Source organism: Streptomyces sp. NPDC051109, assembly GCF_044455885.1.
GTDB lineage: Bacteria > Actinomycetota > Actinomycetes > Streptomycetales > Streptomycetaceae > Streptomyces.
In genome coordinates this window covers 76,742-102,055 of the sequence record NZ_JBITFF010000014.1, presented here as the reverse complement: position 1 = coordinate 102,055, position 25,314 = coordinate 76,742, and the positions used below count along the sequence as shown (strand labels likewise).

Annotated in this window: 25 protein-coding genes; 15 read left to right on the top strand and 10 right to left on the bottom strand. The window is 72.0% G+C overall.

Annotated features, from left to right (window positions below; genetic code table 11):
- Positions 1–69: 69 nt before the first annotated feature.
- Together ACIBAD_RS24830 and ACIBAD_RS24825 are read right to left on the bottom strand one after the other, a co-directional pair.
- Positions 70–810 (bottom strand): ArsR/SmtB family transcription factor, encoded by a 741-nt coding sequence (locus ACIBAD_RS24830; protein WP_398908477.1) that lies wholly within the window; start codon positions 808–810, stop codon positions 70–72.
- A 125-nt stretch (positions 811–935) separates the two neighbouring features.
- Entirely contained in the window at positions 936–1,331 is a 396-nt protein-coding gene (locus ACIBAD_RS24825) for a hypothetical protein (RefSeq protein WP_134067610.1), read from the bottom strand.
- 67 nt (positions 1,332–1,398) lie between these two features.
- Here ACIBAD_RS24825 and ACIBAD_RS24820 point away from each other — a divergent pair, with 67 nt between their 5' ends.
- Positions 1,399–1,998 carry a SixA phosphatase family protein gene (locus ACIBAD_RS24820; protein ID WP_398908475.1) on the top strand — a complete coding sequence of 200 codons (600 nt, stop codon included), beginning with the start codon at positions 1,399–1,401 and terminating at the stop codon, positions 1,996–1,998.
- Positions 1,999–2,197: 199 nt separating this feature from the next.
- Positions 2,198–2,635: a DUF5709 domain-containing protein gene (locus ACIBAD_RS24815; RefSeq protein ID WP_134067608.1), complete on the top strand. Its 438-nt coding sequence runs from the start codon at positions 2,198–2,200 to the stop codon at positions 2,633–2,635.
- Between the two features lie 132 nt (positions 2,636–2,767).
- Here ACIBAD_RS24815 and ACIBAD_RS24810 read toward each other — a convergent pair whose 3' ends face one another.
- A complete protein-coding gene (locus ACIBAD_RS24810) occupies positions 2,768–3,211 on the bottom strand; it encodes a hypothetical protein (RefSeq protein WP_398908473.1) in 444 nt (147 codons plus the stop codon).
- 414 nt (positions 3,212–3,625) lie between these two features.
- Between ACIBAD_RS24810 and ACIBAD_RS24805 the strand changes: the two genes are divergently transcribed.
- The 3 genes from ACIBAD_RS24805 (at position 3,626) to ACIBAD_RS24795 (ending at position 5,350) form a co-directional block, all read left to right on the top strand.
- Entirely contained in the window at positions 3,626–3,844 is a 219-nt protein-coding gene (locus ACIBAD_RS24805) for a hypothetical protein (protein ID WP_398908471.1), read from the top strand.
- 205 nt (positions 3,845–4,049) lie between these two features.
- The gene (locus tag ACIBAD_RS24800) at positions 4,050–4,670 is read left to right on the top strand and encodes a DNA polymerase ligase N-terminal domain-containing protein (RefSeq protein ID WP_134067602.1); all 621 of its coding nucleotides are present in this window, start codon (positions 4,050–4,052) and stop codon (positions 4,668–4,670) included.
- A complete protein-coding gene (locus ACIBAD_RS24795) occupies positions 4,667–5,350 on the top strand; it encodes an endonuclease (protein ID WP_398908469.1) in 684 nt (227 codons plus the stop codon). The genes ACIBAD_RS24800 and ACIBAD_RS24795 overlap by 4 nt, the downstream gene beginning before the upstream one ends.
- Before the next feature lie 288 nt (positions 5,351–5,638).
- Here the strand turns inward: ACIBAD_RS24795 and ACIBAD_RS24790 are convergent, their stop codons facing one another.
- Positions 5,639–6,091, bottom strand: coding sequence for a hypothetical protein (locus tag ACIBAD_RS24790; protein ID WP_134067596.1), 453 nt, complete (start codon positions 6,089–6,091; stop codon positions 5,639–5,641).
- A gap of 279 nt (positions 6,092–6,370) precedes the next feature.
- Between ACIBAD_RS24790 and ACIBAD_RS24785 the strand changes: the two genes are divergently transcribed.
- The 4 genes from ACIBAD_RS24785 to ACIBAD_RS24770 all read left to right on the top strand — a co-directional run bounded on the left by ACIBAD_RS24785 (position 6,371) and on the right by ACIBAD_RS24770 (position 9,732).
- Positions 6,371–6,679 (top strand): hypothetical protein, encoded by a 309-nt coding sequence (locus tag ACIBAD_RS24785; protein ID WP_134067594.1) that lies wholly within the window; start codon positions 6,371–6,373, stop codon positions 6,677–6,679.
- A gap of 138 nt (positions 6,680–6,817) precedes the next feature.
- Positions 6,818–7,192, top strand: coding sequence for a VOC family protein (locus tag ACIBAD_RS24780; RefSeq protein WP_166681915.1), 375 nt, complete (start codon positions 6,818–6,820; stop codon positions 7,190–7,192).
- A 297-nt stretch (positions 7,193–7,489) separates the two neighbouring features.
- Complete coding sequence (locus ACIBAD_RS24775) at positions 7,490–8,443, top strand: GDSL-type esterase/lipase family protein (RefSeq protein ID WP_134067590.1); 954 nt, start codon at positions 7,490–7,492, stop codon at positions 8,441–8,443.
- A complete protein-coding gene (locus tag ACIBAD_RS24770) occupies positions 8,440–9,732 on the top strand; it encodes an MFS transporter (protein ID WP_398908465.1) in 1,293 nt (430 codons plus the stop codon). The genes ACIBAD_RS24775 and ACIBAD_RS24770 overlap by 4 nt, the downstream gene beginning before the upstream one ends.
- Before the next feature lie 165 nt (positions 9,733–9,897).
- Here the strand turns inward: ACIBAD_RS24770 and ACIBAD_RS24765 are convergent, their stop codons facing one another.
- The 4 genes from ACIBAD_RS24765 to ACIBAD_RS24750 all read right to left on the bottom strand — a co-directional run bounded on the left by ACIBAD_RS24765 (position 9,898) and on the right by ACIBAD_RS24750 (position 14,936).
- Positions 9,898–11,094, bottom strand: a complete 1,197-nt coding sequence (locus ACIBAD_RS24765) for a macrolide family glycosyltransferase (protein WP_398908463.1) — start codon at positions 11,092–11,094, stop codon at positions 9,898–9,900.
- A gap of 153 nt (positions 11,095–11,247) precedes the next feature.
- Positions 11,248–12,852: a CocE/NonD family hydrolase gene (locus tag ACIBAD_RS24760; protein WP_398908461.1), complete on the bottom strand. Its 1,605-nt coding sequence runs from the start codon at positions 12,850–12,852 to the stop codon at positions 11,248–11,250.
- Positions 12,853–12,908: 56 nt separating this feature from the next.
- Positions 12,909–13,832, bottom strand: a complete 924-nt coding sequence (locus tag ACIBAD_RS24755) for a hypothetical protein (protein WP_398908459.1) — start codon at positions 13,830–13,832, stop codon at positions 12,909–12,911.
- Between the two features lie 312 nt (positions 13,833–14,144).
- The gene (locus tag ACIBAD_RS24750; RefSeq protein WP_398908457.1) at positions 14,145–14,936 is read right to left on the bottom strand and encodes an SDR family NAD(P)-dependent oxidoreductase; all 792 of its coding nucleotides are present in this window, start codon (positions 14,934–14,936) and stop codon (positions 14,145–14,147) included.
- A gap of 141 nt (positions 14,937–15,077) precedes the next feature.
- Here ACIBAD_RS24750 and ACIBAD_RS24745 point away from each other — a divergent pair, with 141 nt between their 5' ends.
- Entirely contained in the window at positions 15,078–15,650 is a 573-nt protein-coding gene (locus ACIBAD_RS24745; protein ID WP_134067578.1) for a TetR family transcriptional regulator, read from the top strand.
- 94 nt (positions 15,651–15,744) lie between these two features.
- Here the strand turns inward: ACIBAD_RS24745 and ACIBAD_RS24740 are convergent, their stop codons facing one another.
- Positions 15,745–16,014: an amphi-Trp domain-containing protein gene (locus ACIBAD_RS24740; RefSeq protein ID WP_134067576.1), complete on the bottom strand. Its 270-nt coding sequence runs from the start codon at positions 16,012–16,014 to the stop codon at positions 15,745–15,747.
- Between the two features lie 329 nt (positions 16,015–16,343).
- On the opposite strand from ACIBAD_RS24740, the gene ACIBAD_RS24735 reads away from it, so the two are divergent.
- Entirely contained in the window at positions 16,344–17,843 is a 1,500-nt protein-coding gene (locus ACIBAD_RS24735) for a DHA2 family efflux MFS transporter permease subunit (protein ID WP_398908455.1), read from the top strand.
- A gap of 71 nt (positions 17,844–17,914) precedes the next feature.
- Here the strand turns inward: ACIBAD_RS24735 and ACIBAD_RS24730 are convergent, their stop codons facing one another.
- Complete coding sequence (locus tag ACIBAD_RS24730) at positions 17,915–18,277, bottom strand: DUF6193 family natural product biosynthesis protein (protein ID WP_134067572.1); 363 nt, start codon at positions 18,275–18,277, stop codon at positions 17,915–17,917.
- An 847-nt stretch (positions 18,278–19,124) separates the two neighbouring features.
- Between ACIBAD_RS24730 and ACIBAD_RS24725 the strand changes: the two genes are divergently transcribed.
- The 4 genes from ACIBAD_RS24725 (at position 19,125) to ACIBAD_RS24710 (ending at position 25,221) form a co-directional block, all read left to right on the top strand.
- Positions 19,125–20,732: a glycosyltransferase family 2 protein gene (locus ACIBAD_RS24725; RefSeq protein ID WP_134067570.1), complete on the top strand. Its 1,608-nt coding sequence runs from the start codon at positions 19,125–19,127 to the stop codon at positions 20,730–20,732.
- Positions 20,732–21,697 (top strand): glycoside hydrolase family 26 protein, encoded by a 966-nt coding sequence (locus ACIBAD_RS24720; protein WP_398908452.1) that lies wholly within the window; start codon positions 20,732–20,734, stop codon positions 21,695–21,697. Before ACIBAD_RS24725 ends, ACIBAD_RS24720 begins: the two co-directional genes overlap by 1 nt.
- Positions 21,694–23,346 carry an ArnT family glycosyltransferase gene (locus tag ACIBAD_RS24715; protein WP_398908450.1) on the top strand — a complete coding sequence of 551 codons (1,653 nt, stop codon included), beginning with the start codon at positions 21,694–21,696 and terminating at the stop codon, positions 23,344–23,346. The genes ACIBAD_RS24720 and ACIBAD_RS24715 overlap by 4 nt, the downstream gene beginning before the upstream one ends.
- A 237-nt stretch (positions 23,347–23,583) precedes the next feature.
- The gene (locus tag ACIBAD_RS24710; RefSeq protein WP_398908664.1) at positions 23,584–25,221 is read left to right on the top strand and encodes an ABC-F family ATP-binding cassette domain-containing protein; all 1,638 of its coding nucleotides are present in this window, start codon (positions 23,584–23,586) and stop codon (positions 25,219–25,221) included.
- The last annotated feature ends 93 nt before the right edge of the window (positions 25,222–25,314 follow it).

Below are 25,314 nucleotides of genomic sequence, written 5' to 3'. Positions count from 1 at the left end.
GGGCGAACGTTTCGGTGTCGACCGAAATGTTGACCCGGCTTCGGCTCCGGGTCCGGCTCCATATTCGGCTCAGCTCCACGCCGGGGGCGTGATCCCCAGCAGCTCCCCGAAGGCCCGCTCCCCGGCCGCCGTGACCTCCAGTCCACGACCGCCGCCCGCAGGCCGTACCACCCACCGGCCGTCCAGCGCCCGCGCGCACAGGCGTGCTCCGGCGAGGCCGCCCAGGTGGCGGCGGCGCTCGGTCCAGTCCAGACAGGAGCTCGCCAGCGGTCTGCGACCCGAACCGACCCCGACGAGGCTGATCCCGGCCTCGGTGCACCAGGTCCGGCCGTCCTCCGTCAGCTCGAACACGTCCTCGGTGCGCAGCAGTCCGCGTCGCTCCATCGCATCCGTGACCGCCATGCCGAACCGTCCGGCGAAGTGGTCGTAGCAGGTGCGCGCGCGAGCCAGCGGGTCCGGCGCGGCCACCACCGGTACGGCGTGCGCCGCGTCCCGGTCCGGAATCGCGTACGAGGCGATTTCGTCGACCAGGCGCGCGGTCGCGGCGTCGGCGATGCGCACGTAACTGTGGCGTCCCTGCCGTTCGGTCACGCAGATGCCGGCATCGAGCAGCCGGGTCAGGTGGCCGCTGACGGTGGAGGGCGCCACGGCGGTGATCCGGGCCAGCTCTCCGGCCGTCCAGGCGCGGCCCTCCAGCAGCGTCATGCACATCGCGGCCCGCGTCTCGTCGGCGAGGGCCGCTGCGAAGGCCGCCAGGCGGGCCGCGGGGGCCGGGGTGTCGGCGCGCGCCGAAGGGGTCAGCTCGTTCATGCCTTCAGGATGCCTGATTGTTTCGGTGAATGGCGAACGGTTCCATGTGATGTGCCGAAGCCGGACGGGCCCGGTGGCCGACGGTGGTCGCCTCGCCCGGGACACGTCCCCGCCCGCCGAGCCGCCTACGCCCCTTCGTCGTAGGTTCCCGCCTCGATTTCCAGGGCGAGTTCCCGGAGGACCTCGATCGACGTGACGTCCGTGCGGCCGCTGTCGTGTGCGATGGCGAGGCTCGTGAACGCCAGGCTGAATCCGGAGACCATCGTGTGCAGGGCCGGACCGAGCGCTTCGGCCACCAGTGCCGCCACCTGTTGCGGAGACGCGTCGGCCGGCACGCTGATGGACGGCAGCATTTCGTTCAGGAGCGTGGTGGCCACACCGGCCGTCGCTGCGGGGCCGTCGCCCTCCTCGTGGACGTCGCCGTAGCCGTCGTCGTCCTGGCCGGATTCGACGGCCCGGCGGATGTCCTGGGCTTCGGTGAGGATGCCGATCACCCGCTTGAGTACTTCTGCGCGTTCCATCCTGCGGAGCGTAGCCCGTGCTCGCCGGCCGGGGGCGGGGGTGCGCCGATCCCGTACTCACCGCACCATGGCCGTGTACCGGTATCCCGCGGCGAAGGAGGCGGCGATGTCCTCGGGCCCCGCCCCACGCACGACGTCCTCGGCCCCGGAAGAGGCCGCCGGATGCCGGCTGCTGCTGGTGCGGCACGCGAAGGCCGTACCCAAGGGTGATCCGGCCCGGGACGCCGAGCGGCCCCTCAGCGAGCGCGGCAGGGCCGACGCGCCGCGGGCGGGCCGCTGGCTGGCCGAGTCGGGCTTCACGCCCGAGCTCGCGCTGTGCTCCCCGTCGCGCCGCACACGGCAGACCTGGCAGTTGATGGTCCCGGCGCTGGCGGAGCCGCCGTCCGCCGTGTACGACGAGCGCCTCTACAACGCGCCGCCGAACGCGCTGGTCACCGTACTGGCGGAGAGGGCCGCGGGCATCGGCTGCGCGGTCCTGATCGGCCACAATTCCGGCATCCACGAGCTGGCCTCGGCCCTGTGCGGTTCCGGTCCGCCCACGCTGCTGGAGGAGCTGAGGGCGAGGCTGCGGACGTCGGCGATCGCGGTGGTGGACCTTCCGGGGGGCTGGGACGCCCTGACCCCCGGTGCGGGGTACCTGAGGGCCCTCTGGTCACCGCACCACTGACCTGCTTCCCGGCCGTCGGGCGCGGGTCCGGACCGTTCCACGAGGGGCCCGGCCGGCCCGCCCGGGAGCGGGGCCGTGAACCGCCGCGGGGGCGCGGCCAGGGGGCGGCGCCGCGTGTTCCGCGCATTACTGGGGAGACGCTCGGGGAAAGCGCGCAGCGCGCCCCGAACTTGCGCTGCCACGAGGAGAGGACAGGCTCATGAGCGACTCGGAAGCCCGCGGCGACGACGTCTACCAGCCCCAGCCCGAGGACGAGCCCTCCGAGCGGCAGCCGGACATGGACGACAGCGTCGGGGAACCCGGCACCGATGCCCTCATCGACCAGGGTTACTCGCCGCCCGAGCGGCTTTTCACGCGCGAGAGGGGGGACAGCCTCGACGAGCGCCTCGCCCGCGAAGTCCCCGAGCGGGAGCTGCCCGCCGACGACGGGATCGGGGACCTGACGGGTGGTGCGGGCGAGCCCGTGGATCCGCAGGCGGGTGGTGCGCGCGCCGGCCGGCTGGCCCCGACCAGCACGTTCCCCCACGAGAACAACGTGTTCGCGCACGACGTCGGCATCGACGCCGGAGCCGCCTCCGCGGAGGAGGCCGCCGTGCACGTCATCGAGGACTTGGACGAGGAGGAGGGGGAGCCGTAACGGCTCGGAGCACAGCTGGTCGCACGCCCGCGGGGCAGATCGCGGGGCTCCGCGCGGAGGGCCCGGAGGATTGGAGACCGTGGGTCGACGGCGGTGCGGCCGGGGGAGGCCGACCCACGCCGGCAGGGCTGCCTAACCCTGGCCTTCGGCCCGGTGCGTGACGTGGTCCCGCCGGATCCGGTCCGGCAGCGGCCCTCGCCGTGCCCCCGAGGCGGGGGCCGGCTCTTCGGGCATCGCCGCGAGCACGGCCCGCCGCGTCCGCTCGGGTTCGGCAACCGAGACGGCCACCCGGCTGAACGGCGCGCCGGGGCCCAGATCCATGCACAGCACCACGCTGCCGGCCCGCACGGCCACGAAGTCGTCGCCGCCGAGCGCGTGCCGGACGCCGATGCACCGGCCCGGGGCCCACAGACCCGTACCCGGCTGCCCGCGCAGCACGCGCCACCAGCTGGTCTCGACGTCGACCCGGCGCAGCGCCGAGACGGGTACGCGGACCTCGCGGCGCCGTGCGGCGAGCCCTTCCCGGAAGCCCAGCCGGACGACTACGTCGGACCCTCGGACGCTGACCCGTGCCATGGTCTGCCACCGTCCTTCCTACGGCCGGGAGACGGCCTCGCCCCGCGGGGTACGGGCCGCCGGGTCCAGGCCGGTCCGCGCTCCGCTGCCTGTCAGATGTTTCCGGGGTCCGGTCGGCCACAGCCGCCTCCAGGCCGTCGATGACGGCCGGAGCCCGGTTCGGAGCTTCGACTCCGCGGCCGGATCGTCCGGGCGCCCTTCCTCGCGGGGTGCCCGGCGCCTACCCGGCGACCGGCTGCCCATGCGGCCGTCAGCCCGCCGCGTGTGGCCTCAGGGCCTGTCCGACGGGTCGGGTCACCGGCTCGCACCCGACCTCACCATCACCCGAATGGGGCAACCTGAGGTGCCACCCGCATGGGTGAAGATCAAACTGGCTAGTGCCCCAACCGAGGCAATCCGTGAAAGGGAAACCACATGCGCATTCGACGAACCCTCGCCGCCGTCATCGCGACGGCAGCCCTCGCCGGACTCGGCCTCACAGGCGCAGCCACCGCCGCAACCGCCGCCACCGCACAGGGTGCCACCACCTACGTCACCCCTTCCGAGTGCAAGCAGGGCGGCGGAACGCCCGCGATCAACGATCAGGGCAACTACTGCCAGGGCGGCACGCACGACGGGGAGCAGATCGACTGAACCCGCCACGCAAGGCGCCCCGCAGCCACGCGCCGCGGGGCGCTGCCGCGCCAGCGTGGCCGGGAGAGTCGCAGGGCCCGTGCCCACCGTCGGACACCACCCGGGCAGGGGAGGGCGATAGGACCCGTCGAGCGTGGGTGGCGGCGGCGCAGCTGGGTAGCCGCATCCGCGGGAACGCCTTCGCGACAGGTGTGAGGAGGATGCCATGACGGCCGCGGGAGCGCTGGGCCGGTACCACCGGCGGCGTGACTTCTCCCGGACGGCCGAGCCGGAGGGCCGGCTCGCGGAGCCGTCCGGCGGACCGGCGTCGTACGTCGTGCAGATCCACGACGCGCGGAGCATGCACTTCGACTTCCGGCTCGAAGCGGACGGCGTGCTCAAATCCTTCGCCGTGCCCAAAGGCCCGTCCAGGGATCCGCACGACAAGCGGTTCGCGACACCGACGGAGGACCACCCCCTGGAGTACCGCGACTTCGAAGGCGTGATCGCGCAGGGCGAGTACGGCGGTGGCACGGTGATCGTGTGGGACGAGGGCACGTACCGCAACGTCTCGACCGATCGCGCCGGAGACGAGATCCCGCTCGCCGAGGCGTTGGAGCGGGGGCACGCCTCGTTCTGGCTGGACGGCCGCAAGCTGACCGGCGGCTACTCGCTCACCCGCTTCCGCACGGAGGAGGACGGCGGGAAGGAAGCGTGGCTCCTGGTCAAGCACGCCGACGGGCGGGCGGCCGCTGCCGGGACGCCCGACCCGCGACGGGCCCGCTCGGCCCGTACGGGACGCACGCTCAAACAGGTCGCCGCGGCCGCGCGAGGGGGAACCCGATGACCCTGAACCAGCAGCACGACTCCCACGCCCGGACCGCCGTGACGCAGCACACCACCGCACGGCGCCTGATGGAGGAGTACGGGCGGACCCACGCCCAGGAAGCGGGCATCCGGCTGCGGAACACACCCGCGCCGCTGTACCAGTTGCTGACGCTGTGCGTGCTGTTCTCCGTACGCATCAAGGCCGACATCGCGGTGGCCGCCGCCCGCGCGCTGTTCGAGGACGGCATGCGCACGCCCCGCGCGATGGCGGCGGCCTCGTGGCAGGACCGGGTGGACGCACTGGTCCGCGCGCACTACCGCCGCTACGACGAGAGCACCGCCACCGCGCTGGGAGCCGGGGCCGACCTGGTACTCGACCGGTACCGCGGAGACCTGCGCCGACTGCGCGAAGCCGCGGGCGGCGACCCGGACCGCGTCCGCGAGCTGCTCCAGGAGATCCCCCGGATCGGACCAGTCGGCGCGGACATCTTCTGCCGGGAGGCACAAGGCCTGTGGCCCGAGCTGCGCCCCGCGTTCGACGGCCGGGCCCGCCACGCCGCGGCGGAACTCGGGCTCCCGAAGACCGCCGAGGGCTTGGCGCGCCTCGTCGACGCCGAAGACCTGCCGAAGCTGGCGGCCGGCCTCGTCCGGTTCGAACTCTCAGGGAAGGTCGAACGCTCCCGATGGAAGGAAACCTAGCCATGGGCACCCCATGCACCCCTCCCAACGATCCCGTACCTCCCACCCCCACCCCTGCGCCGGGTCCCGGACCCGGCCCGCAGCCCGGGCCCGTGCCGGGTCCCGTGCCCGCCCCGGGTGGCCCCGACCCGGTGCCGCCGGCACCGCCGCAGCCGGAACCCGACCCGCAGCCGCCTCCTGCCCCGCGCCCCGATCCGCACCCGCAGCCGGGACCCCTGCCGGGCCCCGTACCCGCCCCGGAACCGGTCATGTGACCACCGGCCCGTCACCGGCGGGCCGGGAGACACGTCACCGGTGTTGCTTCAGGCCCTCGGCGATGAGCGAAACGCCGATGCCCAGCAGCCAAACGTCCTTGGCCAGCGCGATCCCCTGCTCGGTGGGGCGCAGGCCGCCTTCCTCCCGCATGCCCGGCGTACGGAGGTAGAGCCCGAGGGTGCCGGCGGAGAACGCGGTCAGCGCCACCCCGGCGACGGCGGCAGGAACGAACGGTACGAGCAGCGTGGCGGCTATGGCGAGCTCCCCGGCGGAGAGCACGCGGACGAACTTCTGGGCGTCCTGCTGGCCCAGGAACGGGTACGTTCCGGCAGCGAACTGATGGAGCCCCTCGGCCGTGGCCTCGTCCGCACCACGTTTCGCGAGCCCGGAATTCAGGAAGAACGCGCCGGCCGTGAGCCTGAGCGGAAGCTGCCGCGCCGTAGAACGCCATGCCTCAGCCGAAAGCCATGCCTCACAGGAAACCATGCCGAGCCTCCCAGCGATGACCCCGTGTTCCACCCTGCCACCCCTCCCAAGCGTGTCAAACGGGGATCGGTAAGAGCAGGTGGAGCGGCCCGTCCGCCGCGACGCCCTCCGGCCCCCGGATCGGCATGCGGGCTGCATCCGCCCGCCCGGTACCGGCCAACCTCGTGGAATTGCCGGGTCGGCGGGTGTCTGAGCCGGGGGCGGCCCCCACGGCGGTGTTTGCTGGCGGCAGCAAGGACCTCACCGCGAGGCCGCGATGCGCCAGGAGGAACCGGAAGCATGAAATTCGCCCAGATCATCGACTTCGAGACCGAGCGCATCGACGAGGTGCGCAACCTGCTGCGCTCCTACGAGGAGCGGGCCCGCTCGGAAGGCAGGACCGGCGCCCCCGACTCCCGCACCCTGCTCAAGGACCGGGCCAACCCCAACCGCTACCTCGCCGTGGTCGAGTTCGACTCCTACGAGGCCGCCATGGCCAACAGCAAGGCGCCCGAGACCAACGAGCTGGCCCAACAGCTCTCGACGTTGATGACCAGGCCGCCGGTCTACACCGACTGCGACGTGCAGGACCGGCAGAGCATCGGCTGACGCCCCGGGGCGTCAGCGTCGGCACGCCGGGGTCGACCCGTTCCGGGACGGTCCACCTGCATGCCCGCCGGGGTGGCGGGTACGACCCCTCCCGTACAGAAGGGCGCAAGGGCCGCCGAAGAGCGAGGGGTGTCGCAAGTGATTCGAAAGCTGCAGGCGGTGGCGCTGGACTGCGCCGACCCGGTACGGCTCGCAGGCTTCTACGCGGAGCTGCTCGGCGGCCGGGTGGTCGAGTCACCGGACGATCCCGACTGGGTCGAGGTGCACGGGTTCGAGGGGACGCCGCTGGCCTGCCAGCGGGTGGACGGCTACCGGCCGCCCGAATGGCCCGGCCAGCAGCACCCGCAGCAGCTCCACCTGGATTTCGACGTGGACGACCTCGACGGTGAGGAAAAGCGGGCGCTCGCCCTCGGCGCGCGCCTGCTGGAGCGGACGGACCAGCTCCGCCCGGACGCCAACTGGCGGGTCTACGCGGACCCGGCCGGCCATCCGTTCTGCCTCTGCCTCCACTGATCCCCGGCCCGCCCCCTCCCCGGCACGCCTACCCCGTACGAGCCCTGCGCACCGTCCCGTTGTGCGGCGGGGCTGGGTGCGCACCGCATCGGCGCGAGCGACCGGATGCGCTGCGAACACCCTGCGGCGGTGGGCGGTCGCCATCTGCACACCGGGGGATCGTGTCCTCGCCCGCTCTTGATCGTTTGACGAACCGGGTCTGTGATCCCGGGCCTTCGTGGCCGTGCCCGCGGGACGGAGCCGGTGGGTGAAGGCTCGGGCGCCCGGAGTCTGCTGTCGTCGTGAAGGGGGCGCGTGATGCGTGCCGAGGTACTGGCGCGGACGTGGAAGCGGTTCCGCCGCCGGGTGCTGAAGTCTGCGCTGAAGGGGTTCGCGGGGCTTTTGCTACGGCAGCCGCTGTGGGACGGGCGGGACGTGCCCTCACCCTCGGGCCGCTACGGCTCGGGCGCGGGAGCACCGTTGCCGTTCGTGCTCCTGGGGGACTCCTCGGCGGTGACCGTCGGAGTGCTGACGGCGGCGGACACCGTGGGAGCCCAGCTGGCCCGGCTGCTGGCCGACCGGCTGGATTGCCCGGTCGACCTCGACGTCACGGCCCGTGCGGGGGCCACCACGGCGGGGATGGCACGCCAGGTCAGGTCGGTCGCCGGACGGGGCACACCCGGTGTGGCGTTCATCCTGATCGGCGGGAACGACGTACTGCTGCCCGCGCCCCTGGGCCGGGCGGCCGACCGTCTGGGCCGGTACGTGCGCGAGCTGCGCGGCGCGGGATGGGAGGTCGTGATCGGCTCGTGCGCCGACATCGGAGCGGCTCCCGCCCTGCGGCGGCCGGCGGCCGTCGTGGCCTCGATCCGGTCGAAGTGGCTGGCCCGGCATCAGCGATCCGCCGTGGCGGCAGCCGGTGGCCGTGTGGTCCCCCTCGCGACGGACGCCTTCCGGAGTGCCCCGGGCCGGCTGTACTGCCCTGACGCGTTCCATCCCTCCGCCGAGGGCTATCGGCTCTATCTCGGTCTCGCAGCGCCCGCGGTGACCGAGGCGGGCGAGGCGCACCTGCGTGCCGGAGCGTCCGCGCGGCGTGGCCAGGTGGCCTTGGTGCAGACCTGTCGGCCGGCCTCGCAAAGCACGGCAGCGCGAGGCCACGCCCAGCTGCCCCGTCCGGCCCGCCGCCCGACCCCGCGGCCGCTCCGGCATCCCACCGAGGTGGGAGCCGAGGTCGCGCCCCGGCCGGGGGCGGCCGGGCGGGACCGGCGGTGACGGCGAAGCGGCGTTCCGCTCGAACGGCGTGCGCGGTCACCGCGCTTGCGGTGTTCATGTGCGGGCTCGACCACTTGGTGCTGCTCACCGCGCTGACCGCGATCCGCTCCGATCTGGGTCGGGATGCCGACGGCGTAGCGGCTGCCTGGTTCGTCAACGCCTACCTGGTGCCGGTGGCGGTGCTGCCTCCGCTGATGACCCGGCTCGCCGCGCGGTACGGGCAGCTGCGCGTGTTCACCACTGCGCTGGTCGTGTTCAGCATGGGGTCGGCCGGGGCCGCGTCCTCCTCGACCGCGCAATTGCTCACGATCGCCCGTGCCGTGCAGGGAGTGGGCGCCGCCGGGGTGCTGCCGCTGAGCCTGACCCTCGTGGCGGGCGCCGTGTCGGCTGCCCGCAGGCCCGTACTGCTGGGAGTGTGGGGGGCCTTGGGCGGGTTGGCCGTCGCGGTGGGCCCGCTGGTCGGCGGAGCCGTCGTCCAGTGGGGCGGATGGCAGTACGTTTTTTGGATCAACGTACCTCTCGGGCTCCTGCTGGCGGCCACGGCGCTGAGCTTCATGCGTGAGCCGCCCGCGACCAGCGCCGGGGCCCGGACCCCCACCGCCCGCGGCCGGGAGGCCGGAACCGGGCGCCGCGGGCGGGCTTCGCGGGGTGTTCTGGCAGTGCACGTCTGCGGGTTTCTGATGCACGCCGCCGTTTTCGGGACGGTCTTCTGGCTGGCGCAGTTTCCCCAGATCGTTCAGGGCCACAGCCCCTGGGTGGCGGGCCTGCGGATCCTTCCGTGGACGGCGATGCCCTTGGTGATGGCTCCCGTGGCCGGGCTGACGATGGCACGGACCGGTCCTCGGCCGGTCCTGGCGGCCGGGTTCGTGCTGACCGCGGCGAGTTCCGCCTGGTTCGCGCTCATCCTGTCCCCGCAGACCGCTTACGTGATGCAGCTCCCCGGCCTGCTGGCAGGAGGTGCGGGCATGGCCCTCTTCTTCACGGCGGCGCCCGAAGCCCTGCTGGTGAACGCGCCCGTGGCGAGCGCGTCCGCCGCGGCGGGAGTCAACAGTTCGGTCCGGGAGATCGGCGCGCTGGCCGGAGTGGCCGCGTCCGCCGTGCTGTTCGCGCACACGGGCTCGACGGACGGACCGGTCCAGTTCACGAACGGGCTGGCGGCAGTGCTGTGGGGCGGTGCGGCCGTTGCCGTGCTGGGAGCCCTCACCACGGCTGCGACCGGCCCCGCCGTCCGTCTGCTGCGGTCCGAGGTCCTGGAACCGGCCGCGCCGAAGCGGCCGGCGGTGACCTGAAGTCCATCGTTGCGGCCCCAGTCCGGCGGCCGGCCCAGTCCGGCGGCCGGCCCAGTCCGGCGGCCGGCCTCCTGGGCCGAACCGCTCACCCACCGTCCGACCGGCTGCCGGGGCCGCCCGGCCACAAAGCCTTCATGGCATGCGGCCGAGCGGCGCGGAGCGGGATCAGCCCGAAACCATCGGCCTGTCCGCCAGAACCTTCTCGACCACGTCCGCCGCGGCTGCGGCGCCCCCGGCCGCCTCGATCTCCTGCCGCAGCCCGGCCACCGCCGCCGCGACCTGCCCATCCTGCATGACGGCCCGTACGGCGTCACGAAGCGCCTGGGCGGTGGCCTGCTCCCGGGGGAGCCACTGGCCGACACCCAGCTCCCGGACCCGGCCGGCGTTGACCCGCTGCTCTGCCATCTGCGGCACGACGACGACCGGCACGCCCAAGGAGAACGCCTCCATCAGGCTGCCCATGCCGCCGTGCGTGACGAACGCCGACGCGGCTGCCAGGACATCGAGCTGCGGCACACTCGCGTGCACCTCGAAGCCGTCACCCACCGCACCGAGCCCGGCCGCCGCCACTTCCGCCCCGACACTCATCACCACGTGCCACCCCTGGCCGGCGAACGCCTCCAGGCAGGACCGGTAGAACTCCGGACGCCGGTTGAACTGCGAGCCCAGCGACACGTACAGCACGGGCCGTCCGTTGTCCGGCCGGCGCCAGCGGCCCTGGAAGGACCGGTCGGAGATCGCCGGCCCCACCCAGTGCGCTTCGCCCGCCTTCACCGTCTCCGGCCGTCGCTGGAAGGAGCGGGGAAAGAAGGCTACGGTCCGCGGCGGCGCCAGCGTCAGGGAGTGGACCCCGCCCGGCACACCGAACTGGTCCAGCGCCCCGGCGAGTTCGGGGAACCCGGGGATCTGGGAGATGTCCTCAAGGCCGAAGAACTCCCGCACCAGACCGTCGTAGGGGATGTGCGTCGGCGCCAGCTGGACGGCGGGCACCCCCCAGCGGGCCGCGAGCAGGGGGCCTGCCCACGCGTATACGTCGGACAGAACGACATCCGGCACATCGGTGCCGAAAGCGGCTTCCAGCTGCGGCAGCGCGGCCACGTTGACGACGACCGCCTGGGTCACCCCCACGGCCATGTCCTCGGGAGCCTCACCCGCCGCAGGCGCCTCGTACACGACAGGCTGTGCTCCCGCGGAGCGTACGTCATCGGCGAATTCCGCGGTCACCGCGTAGCTCACCCGGTTTCCGCGACGCACCAGCTCCCGTACGACCGCCAGCGTCGGGATCACATGCCCGTGCATCGGCACGTTGAACACGGCCACATGAGGCGCTCGTTCCGCACCGCCGGCCGGGATACCCGTCATGACCACCACTCCAGACTCCATCGCGCGGCACCGCCGCGGCTCAAGATCGATAGGCTTGCCGCTTCCTCAACGCCGTTTCCGGGCGCGAGGACACCGCCGCCCACGTCCTTTCATCTGCACGTGAGGGGTGAGGTCCGGGGCCGGCCTCGGGACTCACCCGGCGCGGCCGGGAACACGCAGTCGGGTGTCCGCCGCGGAGAACGTGAGCGAGGACCCGATGGGGCTGACGCTGGTGTAACGGTGGTCGGCGCCGTCGAGGACGACTGCCAGGTGGTGCCCCTGGGCGACGTTCCATGCCATGGCGGGCATCTGCACGTCGGCAGTGACGGGAGTGCCCGGCCCCACCCCCGCGAAGCTGTACGGGGCATGACTGATCAACCGGGCGATTCCCAAGGGGTCCACGTCGTACAGGTACGCCACGAAAGTGCCCCGCGACGCAGTGGAGGTCAGGCGGGTGCTCACCCTGGGGGAGCCGCGCAGCGCCCACGGTGAGTCCAGTGGACCGCTGCGCCAGACCGCCGCGAGGGGCGGGGCGAGCAGGGGAAGAACGGTGGTGGGTGGCAGACCGATCGAGTCGGCCAGGCCCGCGACGGGGAAGGGGCCCGAGTCGGCGGGCGAATCCGAACCCGCGAGCAGCCGCCTGCTGCCGCTTGCCGCTGCGCCGTCCGCCCGGAGCGTGACCTCGGAGGGCGACCGCTCCAGAGCCGACCAGCCCGGGTAGGTCTCGACTTCCTCGGCGTTGCGCGGCCGCACCATCAGCGGTGGGAGCCGGTCCGCACCGTTGGGACGGGCCTTGAGGAACCGGTCGAGCCAGCGCCGGGCGTGTCCGCGGACGGCGCCCCGGGGTTGCAGCAGCGCGGCTTCACGGGAACTGGAATCCCCGTGGCCGCCGGGACTCATCCACAGCTGCTTGGGACCGGTCAACTGGTCCAGGAATCTTCCCGTGTGGCCGGCCGGTACCAGGGGGTCGCTCCACTCCCCGGCCATGAACACCGCCGTACGGCGCGCGTTGAGCCTCCCGGCGAACGTTCGGGGCGAGCGCTCCCGCGCCCAGGCGCGCACCTCCGCCGTGTGGCCGCCGCTCAGCCGTTCGAAGGCCTGGACCGTCGACGGGCTCATCCGGCCGTTGGCGGCGCCGATCAGTGCCTGGAAGGTGGTGATCGGTCCGGCGTGGGTGTCGTTGCGAACGAACGATTCGAACAGATCGGTCCACGGGCACAGGGCCGCGACGGCGACCACGCGCGGGTCCCGCGCGGCCGCGTTCAGGCTCAGCGCCCCTCCGTACGAGGACGAGTACAGCCCTACGCGCTTCGTGTCCGCCGGCGTATGGCCCAGCGCCCACGTGATCACGTCGGAGACGTCCGCCACGTCCGACGGCCCGGCCATGTCGGCCTCTCCGCCCGAACGCCGCAGCCCCCGCGGATCGTACGAGACCACCACGTAACCCGACTCCGCCAGCTGCCGCTTGTCGTCGAGCAACGCGTCCTGCGGCATGTTCCACCAGGCGCCCGGCATCACGATCAACGGATGAGGACCCGCCGCCGCCGGAACGTACGCGGTGGCGGCGATCCGCGTGCCGTCGCGCATCACGATCGTCGTGCCGGCAACCGAGACCGGTGTGCCCTCCCGAGCGGCATGACCCGGTCCGTCCCCGCCGGAACCCGCCGCGGCCGGCAGGCCGTGCGCCGCCAGTACCGAGGCCAGCAACGCCACGGAGAGCGGGCCCCGCCATGCCCGCGCCTTCCGCATGCCGCTCATGGATTCACCACAGTGCCGTCCACCCTTCCGCCAGGCCAACGCGAGCGCCTTCGCGATCACGCCCGTCCAACGACCCCGGGCCCGCCCCTGTCACGGATCCTTCGGCCCACGTCTTGGCGGGTGGCGGTCGGCTCCGGCTGGCCGGCGCTGATCGCCGTCACGTGCGTGGTGCCGTCGCGCAGAGCGGTGATGCGGACCTGCCCCGCGGGGAAGGGGTCCCTCCCGTTCGGGCCGGGTGGCCGCGAGAACGGGGTCCAGGAGCCGTCCGGCTTCCTGGCGTTGTGCCAGATCCGGCCGTCGAGACCGACCGGCACCACCTGGGCGGAGCCGTCGGGCGTCCCCGCGATGCCGATGGCGCTGGCTCCCATGGTGGAGGTGGTGACGCCCCGCGGCGGCCGGAATCCGGTCCAGGAGCCGTCGGGCCGCCGCTCCTGGTGGTACACCAACCCGTCGAGGCCGATCGCGAGGACCTGGGCGGAGCCGTCGGGCATACCGGTGATCGACACCTTCGTCGCACCCCAGCGGCTCTGAGCGGTGAGTCCGGGCAGGGCCCTGAACCCGGGCAGGGTGCCGTCGGCGCGGCGCTGCTGTTGGAGGACGCCGTCCATGGCCGTCACCACGATCTGGCAGGTGCCGTCGGGGAAGGCGGCGATGTCCGCCTCCCGGACGGTGGACCCGGTCGAGCCGTCCGGTCCTGCGACGCGCTGCCAGGGCCGGATCGTGCTCTGACCCCGTACGGTCGTCAGCCACAAACCGTTGTCGGGCGCGACGCCCAGCACCACGACGGAACCATCCGCCATGCCGGCCGCGGCGCTCTGGACTCCCGCGAACGATGCGGCGTCCGGCGCGGCACCCGGGAGCGGACGCATAATGCCCCACGACCCGTCGGGGCGGAGCTCGGTGTGGAAGAGCGCGCGCCGCTCGACGCCGTAAGGGGGCAGTTGCGCGGAGCGGAACCACACCGGGTTGGTGATGGCCACCAGCTGGTCCAGCGTGGTGGAGGCGGGGCTCGGGCCTGCGCACCTCGGCCCGCGCGAACCCCGCGCATTGCCCTTGGCTGCCGCACAGCAGTGTCCCCGTTCACATGAGGCGGCAGGGAGGGCCTGCGGGTGCGGGTGTGAATGGGGGGCGGTGGTGCAGGTACGTGGGCGAGGGCGTGCGGGCGGGGACGGATCCGCGGCGGGGTGGGGGAGAGGGGGCGAGGGGCGGTCCCGCCCGGCGGCGCGGGACCGCCGCCCGCTGGGAAGCGTCGTCCAAGTTGCGCCGGCCGGACGGGGCTTTGACGACACGGCCTAACGGCGTGAGCGCTGGGCGTCGACGATCTGTCGCACGGAGCCATCGACGTCAGCCCGGGCCTGGACCCGCTCCGCGAAGCCGGGGAACTGCCCCGCGACGGCGCTCAGCAGCCGCAGTTCCAGCGGTGCCACGTTGACCTCGCACCGGTCGCGGCGGACGGCTCGTACGACGCCGTCGGCGACCTGACCGGGCCTGACGGTCCTGATGCCGTTCGGCGTCGCGGCACCGGTGGCCGCGAACATCCCGGCGTCGCGGACGAAGCCGGGCTGGACCACCGACACCCCCACACCCGTCCCCCGGAGGTCCTGGCGCAGGCCGAGTGCGAAGCCGCGCAGCCCGAACTTCGTCGCGTTGTACAGGGAGGTCGACCTCGTCGCCGCCTTGCCGGAAAGGGAACCGACCAGCACGATGTGGCCGCGGCCGCGGGCCGCCATGCGTTCCGCGAGCAGCCGGGTCAGCAGGACGGGTGCGCGCAAGTTGACGTCGAGGGCGCGGTCGAGCTGCTCCTCGGTGTAGTCCAGGAGCGCGCCGCTGGCGGGCAGGGCGGCGTTCGCGACGAGGACGTCCGCATCCGCGCAGGTCTCCGCGAGGCGGACGACATCGGACCGGACGGCCAGGTCGGCGACGACGGTACGGGCGCCCCAGGCGTCCGCGGTGGCCTTGAGGGCTTCCTCGCGCCTCCCGGTGACCGTGAGGCGGGCCCCCTCCGCGGTCAGCCGCGCGGCGAGGGCGGAGCCGATGCCTCCGGTGGCCCCGGTGAGTAGAACGTTCGATCTGGATATGTCCACGACGACTCCCGTGCGGCGTCTCGTTGTTGTTCGTTCGAACGAACAGTAGGGATCGCTCCGCCCCCGTGTCCACACCGCGGTCGCCCCCAACTCCCCGTCCTCCCCGGACAGTCGCGCCGGGGGATGAGGCAGAATGTCGACATGCCCCAAGCTTCCGCCACCCGCCAGAGCATCATCGACGCCGTACTGCGGATCATCGGGCAGGACGGCATCGCCGCTGTCACCAACCGGCGGATCGCCAAGGAGGCCGACGTCTCCCTCGGTTCCGTCACCTACCACTTCGCCACCCAGCACGAGCTGCTGCGCGAGAGCCTGCTGCACTTCGTGGGCGAGGAGACCCGGCACTTCACGGCACTCGCCGACGCATGCTCCGACGACCGCTTCGACATCGGGCAGGCGGCCGAGGTGGTGGCCCGGGTCGCGGGCGGCAACGCCTTCGACAGCCGCCACATCGCGCCCTTCGAGCTGTACGTCCAGGCCGGCCGCGACGAGCGGCTGCGCGCCGCCGCGGCGGAGTCCTTCGCCGCCTACGACCTGCTGGCCACCCGGATCCTGGCCCAACTCGGCGTGCCGGACCCCGAACGCCTGGCCGGTGCGGCCGTCGCCCTGGTCTTCGGTCAGCAGTTGCGCCGCCTGGCCACCGGTGCCCCCGCCGAGGACCTCGTCGACACCCTGCTGATCCTCGCGAGGTTCACGCCGGAGCAGACCCCGTAGGCGGTGCGGTCGAGGGCTGCTCGCCTTCATCGCCGCCGATAATTGAATAAGTGTTCAAGAATTGGGCCGGGAGGTCCCGTGGGTGGCCGTGACCCTAGTCCTTTTCGGCTGCCGTCCGCGATGACGCGGCCCCGGTCTGCGGGGTGGGCCACTTGAGTTCGATCTCCAGCTCGATCTGCCCGTCGCCGACTTCGACCTCGATCTCGGTGCGCAGTTCGTCGGGGACCCGCAGGCTCAGGGTGCCGGGGCCGAGTTCCAGTTCGGCATTGCCGCCGTGCCTCAGTGCCTCCGCGAGCGCGGAGAGCTGATCGGCGGCCTCAAGGCGTGACAGGGAACGTTTCTGCTCAAACTTGAGGTCCTTCACGGATGCCTCCAATCCGCCGCGAACAGCGGGTGCAGCAGGTACGGCTCATTGTGGCGCGGCGCGGCAGGTCGGGCATCCCCGGGGCGGGAGGCGGCCGGGACGCCCGCAGGGGCCGGCCGGGTCCGGGCTCCCGGCCGCGGCCGGCATCGGCGTATGCCGCCCGGGGGCTCCAGAAAGCCGTGCCTCGGCCGTTCCGGGTCGGCAAAATGGCTTGAGCTCGGGCGGCGGCACCGACAGGATCCGGGAACACCGATGAGTTCTTCCCGGCGCCGCGGTCTGTCAATGTGACCCGCCCCCGTGCGGAGGACACTCACATGACGGAAGGCGCCATGCTCGCACCACACGCAACGCCCACCCACTCGCCCGCCCGCGTCACCGCCGTGCTGCGGATCCTCGTGCTGTCCACGTTCGTCGTCCTCCTCAACGAGACGATCATGGTCAACGCGATCCCGCGGCTCATGCGCGATTTCGAGGTCACCGCGGCAGCCGCAGGGTGGCTGTCCACGGCGTTCATGCTCACCATGGCTGTCGTCATCCCGGTGACGGGATGGTTCCTGCAGCGCGTGACGACTCGGACCGCCTTCGGCCTCGCCATGGCACTGTTCCTCGCCGGCACGGCGCTGGCCGCGGCCGCGCCCACCTTCCCGGTACTGCTGGTCGCCCGCGTCATCCAGGCCGGCGGCACCGCGATCATGATGCCGCTGCTCATGACGACGCTGATGACCCTCGTGCCCCCGCACGATCGCGGCCGTGTCATGGGCAACATCACCCTCGTCATCTCCGTCGCACCCGCCCTCGGCCCCGCCGTCTCCGGTGTGCTGCTGCAGCTGGGGTCATGGCGCCTGCTGTTCTTGGCCGTACTTCCCATCGCCGGGGCCATGGCCATATTCGGTCGACGCAAACTGGTCAACATCGGCGAGCCGCAGGCCGGCCCGATCGACTGGTTGTCCGTCCCCCTTGCGGCAGCGGGCTTCGGCGCGCTGGTGTACGGCCTGAGCGGGCTCGGTGCCGGGAACGCGGCCCAGGCCCCCGTCCCCCCGGAGGCCACGACCCTGGTCGGCGCCGTGCTGGTGGGCCTGTTCGTATGGCGACAGCTGGCGCTGCAGCGCTCGTCCGCGCCGCTGCTGGACCTGCGCGCCCTGACGTTCCGTCACTTCTCGGTCTCGCTCGCCCTGATGTGCCTGTCCTTCATGGCCCTCATGGGTGCGTTCATCCTGCTGCCGATCTACCTGCAGGAGGTGTGCGGCCTGACCTCGCTGCAGACCGGGCTGCTCCTCATCCCCGGCGGCCTGACCATGGGCCTGCTCGGACCACAGGTCGGAAAGCTCTACGACCGAGTGGGCGCACCACGCCTGGTCGTACCCGGAGCCGTCCTCACAGCGCTTTGCCTGGCGCTGTTCGCCCTCACTGGCGAACGGACCTCGCCGTGGCTGGTGCTCGCCCTCCACGTGGCCCTGAGTGCGGGCATGGCGTTCGTGTTCACCCCCGTCTTCACCTCCGGCCTGTCCGTACTGCCGCCGCACCTCTACCCCCACGGCTCCGCCATCCTGGGATCGCTCCAGCAGGTCGCGGCCGCCGCCGGCACCGCCCTGGTCATCAGTGTCATGTCGGGACACGCCGCCACGGCAGCAGCCGCGGGCGCCGACGCCACCGGCGCCCTCGCCACGGGCGTCCGGTGGGGCTTCGGCATCGGCGCCGTGCTCGGCGCCCTGGCCGTGCTGGTCGCGTTGCTGATCCGCACCCCGGCCGCTCCGCAGCAGCCCGCCGCATCGGAGGCCCGGGACGAAGACGGCACCACGACGAACAAAGCCACCCACACACCCACCTGACGCCCTGGTGATCGGGGGGTCCAGCGGGACGGCGGCGACAGCCGGTCGGCGTCCCTTCGTTTCGCCGTGGTTCAGAGTGCGTTCGACCCCTGCCAGGGACCCTCCACGGCGGCCCCGCAGTCGCTCGGGAGGTGTGCGACGACGAGCGCGGCGGCCTCCTGGGGTGTGGCCACCATGCCGAGGAGTTCGGCGTGGTCGGCGCCGTACACCAAGTAGGCCCCTGCTTCGCCGGCTATGCGGGGAAGGTCGTTGCTCCATGGGAAGTCGGTGTTCCGGTGGAAGCTCAGGGAGCCGTGGCTCGGAAAGGGGAACAGCCGGCGCAGACGCGGCTCTGCGGACGCGGCTTCGATCACCTCAGGATCCCCGCGGCGGGCTTCGGGGTGGCGTTCCAACAACATGCGCCAGGTCTTCTCGACCACGGTTTCCGTACTCATGTCATTGATCATCGGCAGTGGCGCTTGCCGGAGCAACCGTCAGCCGCCGTCAAGTGCGTGTGGATTCGCCAATTCAGTGGCACCGTACACCCGTGGGCCGTTAGCGTGCTCCCGACCGTAGTCGCCCCTGGGAAGGACGTGCCGTTGTACACCAGGTGAGACCCCCGAGCGCTGAACCGTCGCGCGTCGCACCTGTGCGCCGCGCCCCCTTTTCGCTGCGGTCTTCTCACTGGAAACGGTGTATCTCCATGTCACGAACCCGGGTGGTCGTTCCCACCTACCTGCCGATCGTTCTCCCCGGTTGCCGCGGGTGTCCCTCCGCGTACTTCAGGGCGCACGGGAAGTTCCGTGCCAACGCGCACCACAAGCTCCTCGACCTGGGTGTCTCCGGTCGAAGCGACCGGCCGGCCTGGCAGTCGCCGTACGGTCCGCCGTCGCACCGGGCGCACCGCGGCCGGTGGGCCCCCGTGCCGGGGGTGGCGAATCCTCGGTCCTCCTTGCCGCGCGAATACCTGTGCGGCCGGTGCGACTGATCGCCGAAGTGTAAGGCGCCGAGTCCCTCCGACTCGGGGGCCTGTCCGGCGGTACCTGATCCGCTGGGCGGGCCCTCAGGGGAGGGAGTCGTCCGCCACACGTCCGAGTACGAGCCGTAGTGGCTCCGGAACGCGGCAACGTGGTTCGAATATCTTATGAACGGCCTCCTGTGTCGTTTCGGGTAGCGGTTACGTTAATTCGGGTTAACTATCGCTACCTTCGACCGAGTTATCTTTGGTGATCGCAGGTCTCACCCTATGGTCCCGGCATATTGACCTCGACCCCTACGAGGCGGTTGGTCCGGGAGACCTGCATGAGTTCAGTCGAAGCCGTCCGCGCGGTGCGGTCCGCCGCACACAAACAACAGACCCTTGAGCGGCGTCCCCGCGGATCTGCCGACTCGGATCTGTTGCCGGTGCCGCCGTCGGACGTCGAGAAGTACTGCTATGTCGGACGCCGTCTATGGGTGTTGACAGTGGCGTCGCTGGTGAGCATCGGCTGCCTCACCGTGAGCCAGTTCCGACTCTTCTCCTCGACGCCGCTGCTGCGATACTTCTACCCGCTTCTGGCATTCACCGTCCTCTATTACTTGATCTCGCTCCGGGTGAATCTGTTCAGTCGTGATTTCGATCTCTCACGCCACAAAAGGCTCGTGGGTGCCTGGCGCCCCGAAGTCTATCCGTCGGTGGACGTCTTCCTTCCGGTGTGCGGCGAGCCGATCGAGATCCTGCGCAACACCTGGACCCGTGTGCGTGCACTCGTGGCCCGCTACCCGGGGATGTGTGAGCCGTTCGTCCTGGACGATTCGGCCAGCCCCGAACTGCGGGCCATGGCAGCTGAGTTCGGATTCCGATACGCCACCCGCGCCAACCGGGGTTGGTTCAAGAAGGCCGGCAATCTGCACTTCGGGTTCGAGCGTACCCAGGGGGCGTACATCCTGGTTCTCGACGCCGATTTCGCCCCGCGCGCGGATCTGCTCCACGAACTCCTTCCGTATCTGGCGGAGGACGAGCGCCTCGCCATCGTCCAGTCCCCCCAGTACTTCCGTGTGCTGGACGCCCAGAACTGGATCGAACGAGGTGCCGGCGCCGTCCAGGAACTCTTCTACCGGGCTGTCCAAGTCTCCCGGCAGAGCAGCGACGGGGCGATCTGCGTCGGAAGTTGCGCCGTCTATCGGCGGGCGGCGCTGAAAGAGAACGGCGGCACCACGCTCATCGAGCATTCGGAGGACGTCCACACGGGATTCGACCTGCGGTGCCTCGGGTGGGACCTGCGCTACGTGCCGATCGCGCTGTCGACGGGTGTGTGCCCGGACGACGCGGAGGCCTTCTTCCATCAGCAATACCGCTGGTGCGCCGGCTCGATGAGTTTGCTGTGCAGTTCCAAGTTCTGGCGGGCGAAGATGCGCGTTTCGAGCAGGCTTTGCTATCTTTCGGGCTTCCTCTACTACATCCACACGGCCGTGTTCACATTCGTCGCGCCCCTCGTTCCGATCCTGCTCCTGCTGGCGTTCCCGGAGAAACCGAGCGCGGAGACCCTGTGGCTGGTCTTGCCCAGCGTCGTGTACACGACCACCGTTTTCCCCCTGTGGCACAAGGTTCCCTACCGCCTCGAAGCCTGGGCCGTGCGGATGATGTACGGCTGGGCACACACCTTCGCGATCTGGGACATCGTGCGCGGGCGGCGTGTGGGCTGGCAGGCGACCGGTTCTCGCGGCGCGAAGCGCGGCGGCACCAAGCGGCACCGGATCGGCCTGTGGTCGTGGGGCGGCGGGACCGCGCTGCTGTGGGTGGGCGCCGCCGCCTGGCGCACCCTCACCCTCGACCCCGTCGACTTCGTCCTTCTCCTCTCCTCCGGACTCTTCTACGCTGCGGTCGTCGCGAGAGCCCTGCTGCAGCCTCGTACGATGGGAACCCCGTGATGCGCGTGACGCGCGCCCTCGCAGTCGTCGCGCTGATGACCCTCACGGCCTCGATGACCGGGGCGTCCGGACGCGACGTCGGTGCCGCGGCGGCTCCCGAGACCTCGCCGTACGACGTACGCCCCCTGTTGCACCCGTCGAAGAAGTACTTCGGCGTCTCCCGGCCCAAGGCCCCGCATTCCATGGAGCCGGTGCGTGACTGGGCTCGGAAGGTCGGCAAGCAGCCGAACCTGATCGTCTATTTCGCGGGCTGGGGCGACGGTTTCGATGCCTCGGGCACCCGCAACGCCTGGAACTCGGGGGCGATGACAGCCGTCTCCTGGGAGCCGCACGGCACGACGCTCACCCGCATCGCCGACAGCGCCTCCGACACTTATCTCCGGGAATACGCGAAGGCGGTCCGGAGACTGAACGTCCCGATCGCGATCAGCTTCGCGGACGAGATGAACGGCGACTGGGAGCAGTGGGGGACCTCCGAGACCACGCCGCAGGAGTACGTCAGGGCCTGGCGCCACATCCACGACCTCTTCGATGCCGCCGGGACCACCAACGTGATCTGGACCTGGACACCGAACATCCTCCGACCGGGCACGCACACGGACTTGAGCGCCTTCTATCCCGGCGACGCGTACGTCGACTGGGTCGGTCTGGTCGGCTACTTCACGGACTGGGACCCGCACTCCTTCGACGGCCTGTTCGGAGCGACCCTGACGGAGATCGCGCGCTTCAGCCAGAAGCCGCGACTCCTCCTGGAGACCGCCGCCATGCCCGGCCCGCACCGCAAGGGCGACGTGCGCGCCCTGTTCCAAGGAGTCTCCGCCTCCCCGGGCGTGATCGGGTTCGCGTGGTTCGACCACAAGGCACGCGCCGACTGGCGGATGGACGCGAGCCCGGAGGGCGTCGCGGAGTTCCGGCGCATGAGCGCCGACGACCTCTACGGCTTCGATGTGCGGAGGCTTCGATGACACGCACGCAGCACGCTTCCCGGACCCTTTCCCCCGTCCCCGCGCAGGCCGGCGACCACCATGCGCCGGCTCACCAGCCGCCGAAGGCACCCACGGTCGCGTGGAGTGCGGCCGGATGCCGACGGCGCACCCGGGTCAGCCGGGCCGTCCTGCTGACGATCCTGGCCTTCCAGGCGATGCTGTCGCTGAGGCTGTCGAACACGGCGTTCGAGGAGGAGGCCCTCTCCCTGACAGCCGGTCATGCCGAGGTGAGCCGCCTGCTCCACGGAACACCGGTGCAGATCGACCACGCCGCGTACTTCTCCGGCTCGCCACGCCTGTACCCCGTGCTCGCGGCCGTGGTCGACAGCCAATTCGGGCTGTCCGGCGTACGCCTGCTCAGCCTGCTCTTCATGCTGGGCACCACTGCGCTGCTGTACTCGTTCACCCGGCGGCTCTTCAGCGAGCGGGCAGGGCTGGCCGCCGCAGGCCTGTTCTCCGTGGTGCAGTCGACCATCGTCATGGGGCACTTCGCCACCTACGACGCCCCCGCGGTGTTCCTCCTGGCCTGGGCCACCTGGATCGTCGTGCGCACCGCCGGCATGTCCGCTCCGAGCGTGCTCCTCGCCGCACCCGTCGCGGTCCTGGCCGTCGGTGTGACGTACGCGGCCGGCCTGTACCTGCCGACCATCGTCGCGCTGGCGCTGCTCACCGCGCTGCCCCATCGGCGCGGCGGCGCGCTCCTCCGGTCTTCGCTGCTCGGCCTCGGTGTGAGCGCTCTCCTCGTGCTCGGCGTGTACGGCACCGATCTGTCGGCGGGCGTGCGCCAGGCCCCGACCAGCCGTGAACACGGTTCCGACGGTGTCGTGTTCCTGCTTGAGCAGTCGGTCGCGTGGGGAGGCCCGCTGTTCCTCGCGGCGGTCGCGGGCGCGATCTCGTACGCCCGGCGACATCGCCTGCACGAGTCACCGCCCGCCCCCGGGGCCGGCGGTCCGGGACCCGTCCAGCGGTCGCTGCTCGGTGCGCTGCTGTGTGCCACGGCGCTGCTCGCACCCGCGTACCAGATGCATTCGGGAACGGTCGTGGCGCTGTTCGAACACGTGGGCTTCGGCCTCCTCTTCGCCGCCCCGATGGCAGGCGTGGGCCTGACGCGACTTGTGGGCGCGCACTTTCGCCACACCCACCTCGGTATCGCCCTGTGGTCGGCGATGCTGTGCATCGGTATGGCGCAGGCGGACTGGCGCCTCGAGAGCCGGCCCGACTCCTCGACGATGATCCGGACGATTTCCTCCCACGTCGACCGCGAGGGCCACTACCTCAGCTCGACGCCCGAAGTGCCCGCGTACCACCTGCGTGACAGGACGTCCCACCGCCAGTGGCAGGGCGTCTTCGGCATGCAGTACACGGACCGGCGGGGGGCCCGCCACACCGGCGCCGACGCCTACCGGCAGGCGCTGCGCGACGGTGAGTTCGACCTCGTCGTCCTCGACGGGGTCACCAACCCGCGGATGAACGGCGTCATCGCGGACGCGTTGGAACGGAATCCGCACTACCGTCTCCTCGCCGCCCTGCCGTTCCACAGCGCCGGCGACGGAGTCCGGGACCACCTGCTGCGCGCCGTGCCCCGCGGTGAGCACGACGGCCGCTACCGGATCTGGTCGAGGCGATAGTCGCGTGGCCTGCCTCCGGTCAATCAGGAAGACGAGACGGTCCGGTTCGCAGTAGGCTGTTCGCATGTGCGTGCACTACTTCTTCCTCTGACGATCCCCGGTGCGCCGGACGGATGCGGCCCCCGCCGGGCCGCCCGTCGGCGCAGCCCGACGCAGGAAGAAGGCCCACGTACCCCGAGGAACCTCATGCGCCCCACCGTCCCCGCTCCCGTCTCCCCGTCCGCCCGTCGCCCCGCAGTGCCCGTCTCCCAGCTGGCCCTCAGCGGCGTCGGCAAGGCCTACGGCGACCGCGTCGTTCTCGACCAGGTCTCCCTGACCCTGCGACCCGGCGAGAAGGCCGCCGTGATCGGCGAGAACGGCTCCGGCAAGTCGACCCTGCTACGGCTGATCGCCGGGGCCGAGCAGCCCGACCACGGCCAGGTCACCCTCTCCTTCCCCGGCGGCGTCGGCCATCTCGCGCAGACCCTCGACCTCGGTCCGGAGCGTACGGTCCAGGACGCCGTCGACGCCGCCCTGCACGAGCTGCGCACGCTGGAGGCCCGCATCCGGACCGCCGAAGCCGCGCTCGCGGGCGCCGGGCCCGCGGAACTCGACGCGTACGGCGACCTGCTCACCGCGTTCGAGGCCCGCGAGGGCTACACGGCCGACGCCCGCACGGACGCGGCCCGCCACGGCCTCGGCATCGGGCACATCGGCGTGGAGCGGCCCCTCGGCTCGCTCTCCGGCGGCGAACAGTCACGGCTCGCCCTGGCCTGCGTCCTGGGCGCGGCCCCGGAACTGCTGCTGCTGGACGAGCCGACCAACCACCTCGACGAGCCCGCCGTGACCTGGCTGGCGGAGCGGCTGCGCGCGCACCGCGGCACGCTGGTCGTCGTCACCCACGACCGGGCGTTCCTGGAGGCCGTGGCCACGACCGTGCTGGAAGTGGACCGCGATCTGCGGACCGTCACCCGGTACGGGGACGGCTGGGCCGGCTACCGCGCCGCCCGGGCCGCGGCCCGCCGGGGCCGGGAGCAGCGCCACCAGGAGTACCTCGACGCGCTCGCCCGCACCCAGCGCCTGGTCGAGTCCGCCGGGCAGCGGCTGGCAGCCACGGGCAAGGACCCGCGCGAGGGCTTCGGCAAGCACCGGCGCTCGCACGACGCCAAACTGTCCGGGCAGGTCAGGGCGGCACGGAGGCATCTGGACCAGCTCCTGCGCGAGCCGGTAGCGGCGCCGCCCGAGCCACTGCGGTTCACCACGCGGATCGACGAGGACACCACCGCCCTGCCCGAGGACACCCCGTACGTCGCCGAACTGGCCGGGGTCGTGGTCGAGGGGCGGTTGTCGCTGCCGGAACTCGCCATCGGGCCGGGCGCACGACTGCTGGTGTCGGGCCCGAACGGGGCCGGGAAAACGACCCTGCTGAGGGTCCTGGCCGGCGATATCGCGCCGGACCGGGGCACGGTGCTGCGCCACACCGCGGTGGGCTACCTGCCTCAGGAGATCGCCTTCGATGCCCCCCGGCACCCGCTGCTGCACGGCTTCGCGGCCGGGCGCCCCGGAGATCCCGAGGAGTACGCGCAGGAACTCCTCTCCCTCGGTCTGTTCCGTGCGGAGGACCTGCACGTACCCGTCTCCGCCCTGTCGGCGGGCCAGCGCCGGCGGCTGGAGCTGGCCAGGCTCGTGACGCGCCCGGCGGGCCTGCTCGTCCTGGACGAGCCGACCAACCACGTGGCGCCCGCGCTGGTCGAGGAACTGGAGGAGGCACTGGCAGCCTTCACGGGCGCGGTGGTCGCCGTCTCGCACGACCACCGCTTCCGCTCGACCTTCACCGGCCCGCGGCTGGAACTGCGCGCGGGCTCGCCGGTCGAGGGCTCGGCACGACGCGCCTAGGGGCCGGTGCGGCCGGGTTCAACGCGGCCGGGACCGCCGCGCGCCTGCTGCGCGAAGACCACGCGATCGAACGGCCGGCTCCGGCGCCTTGGT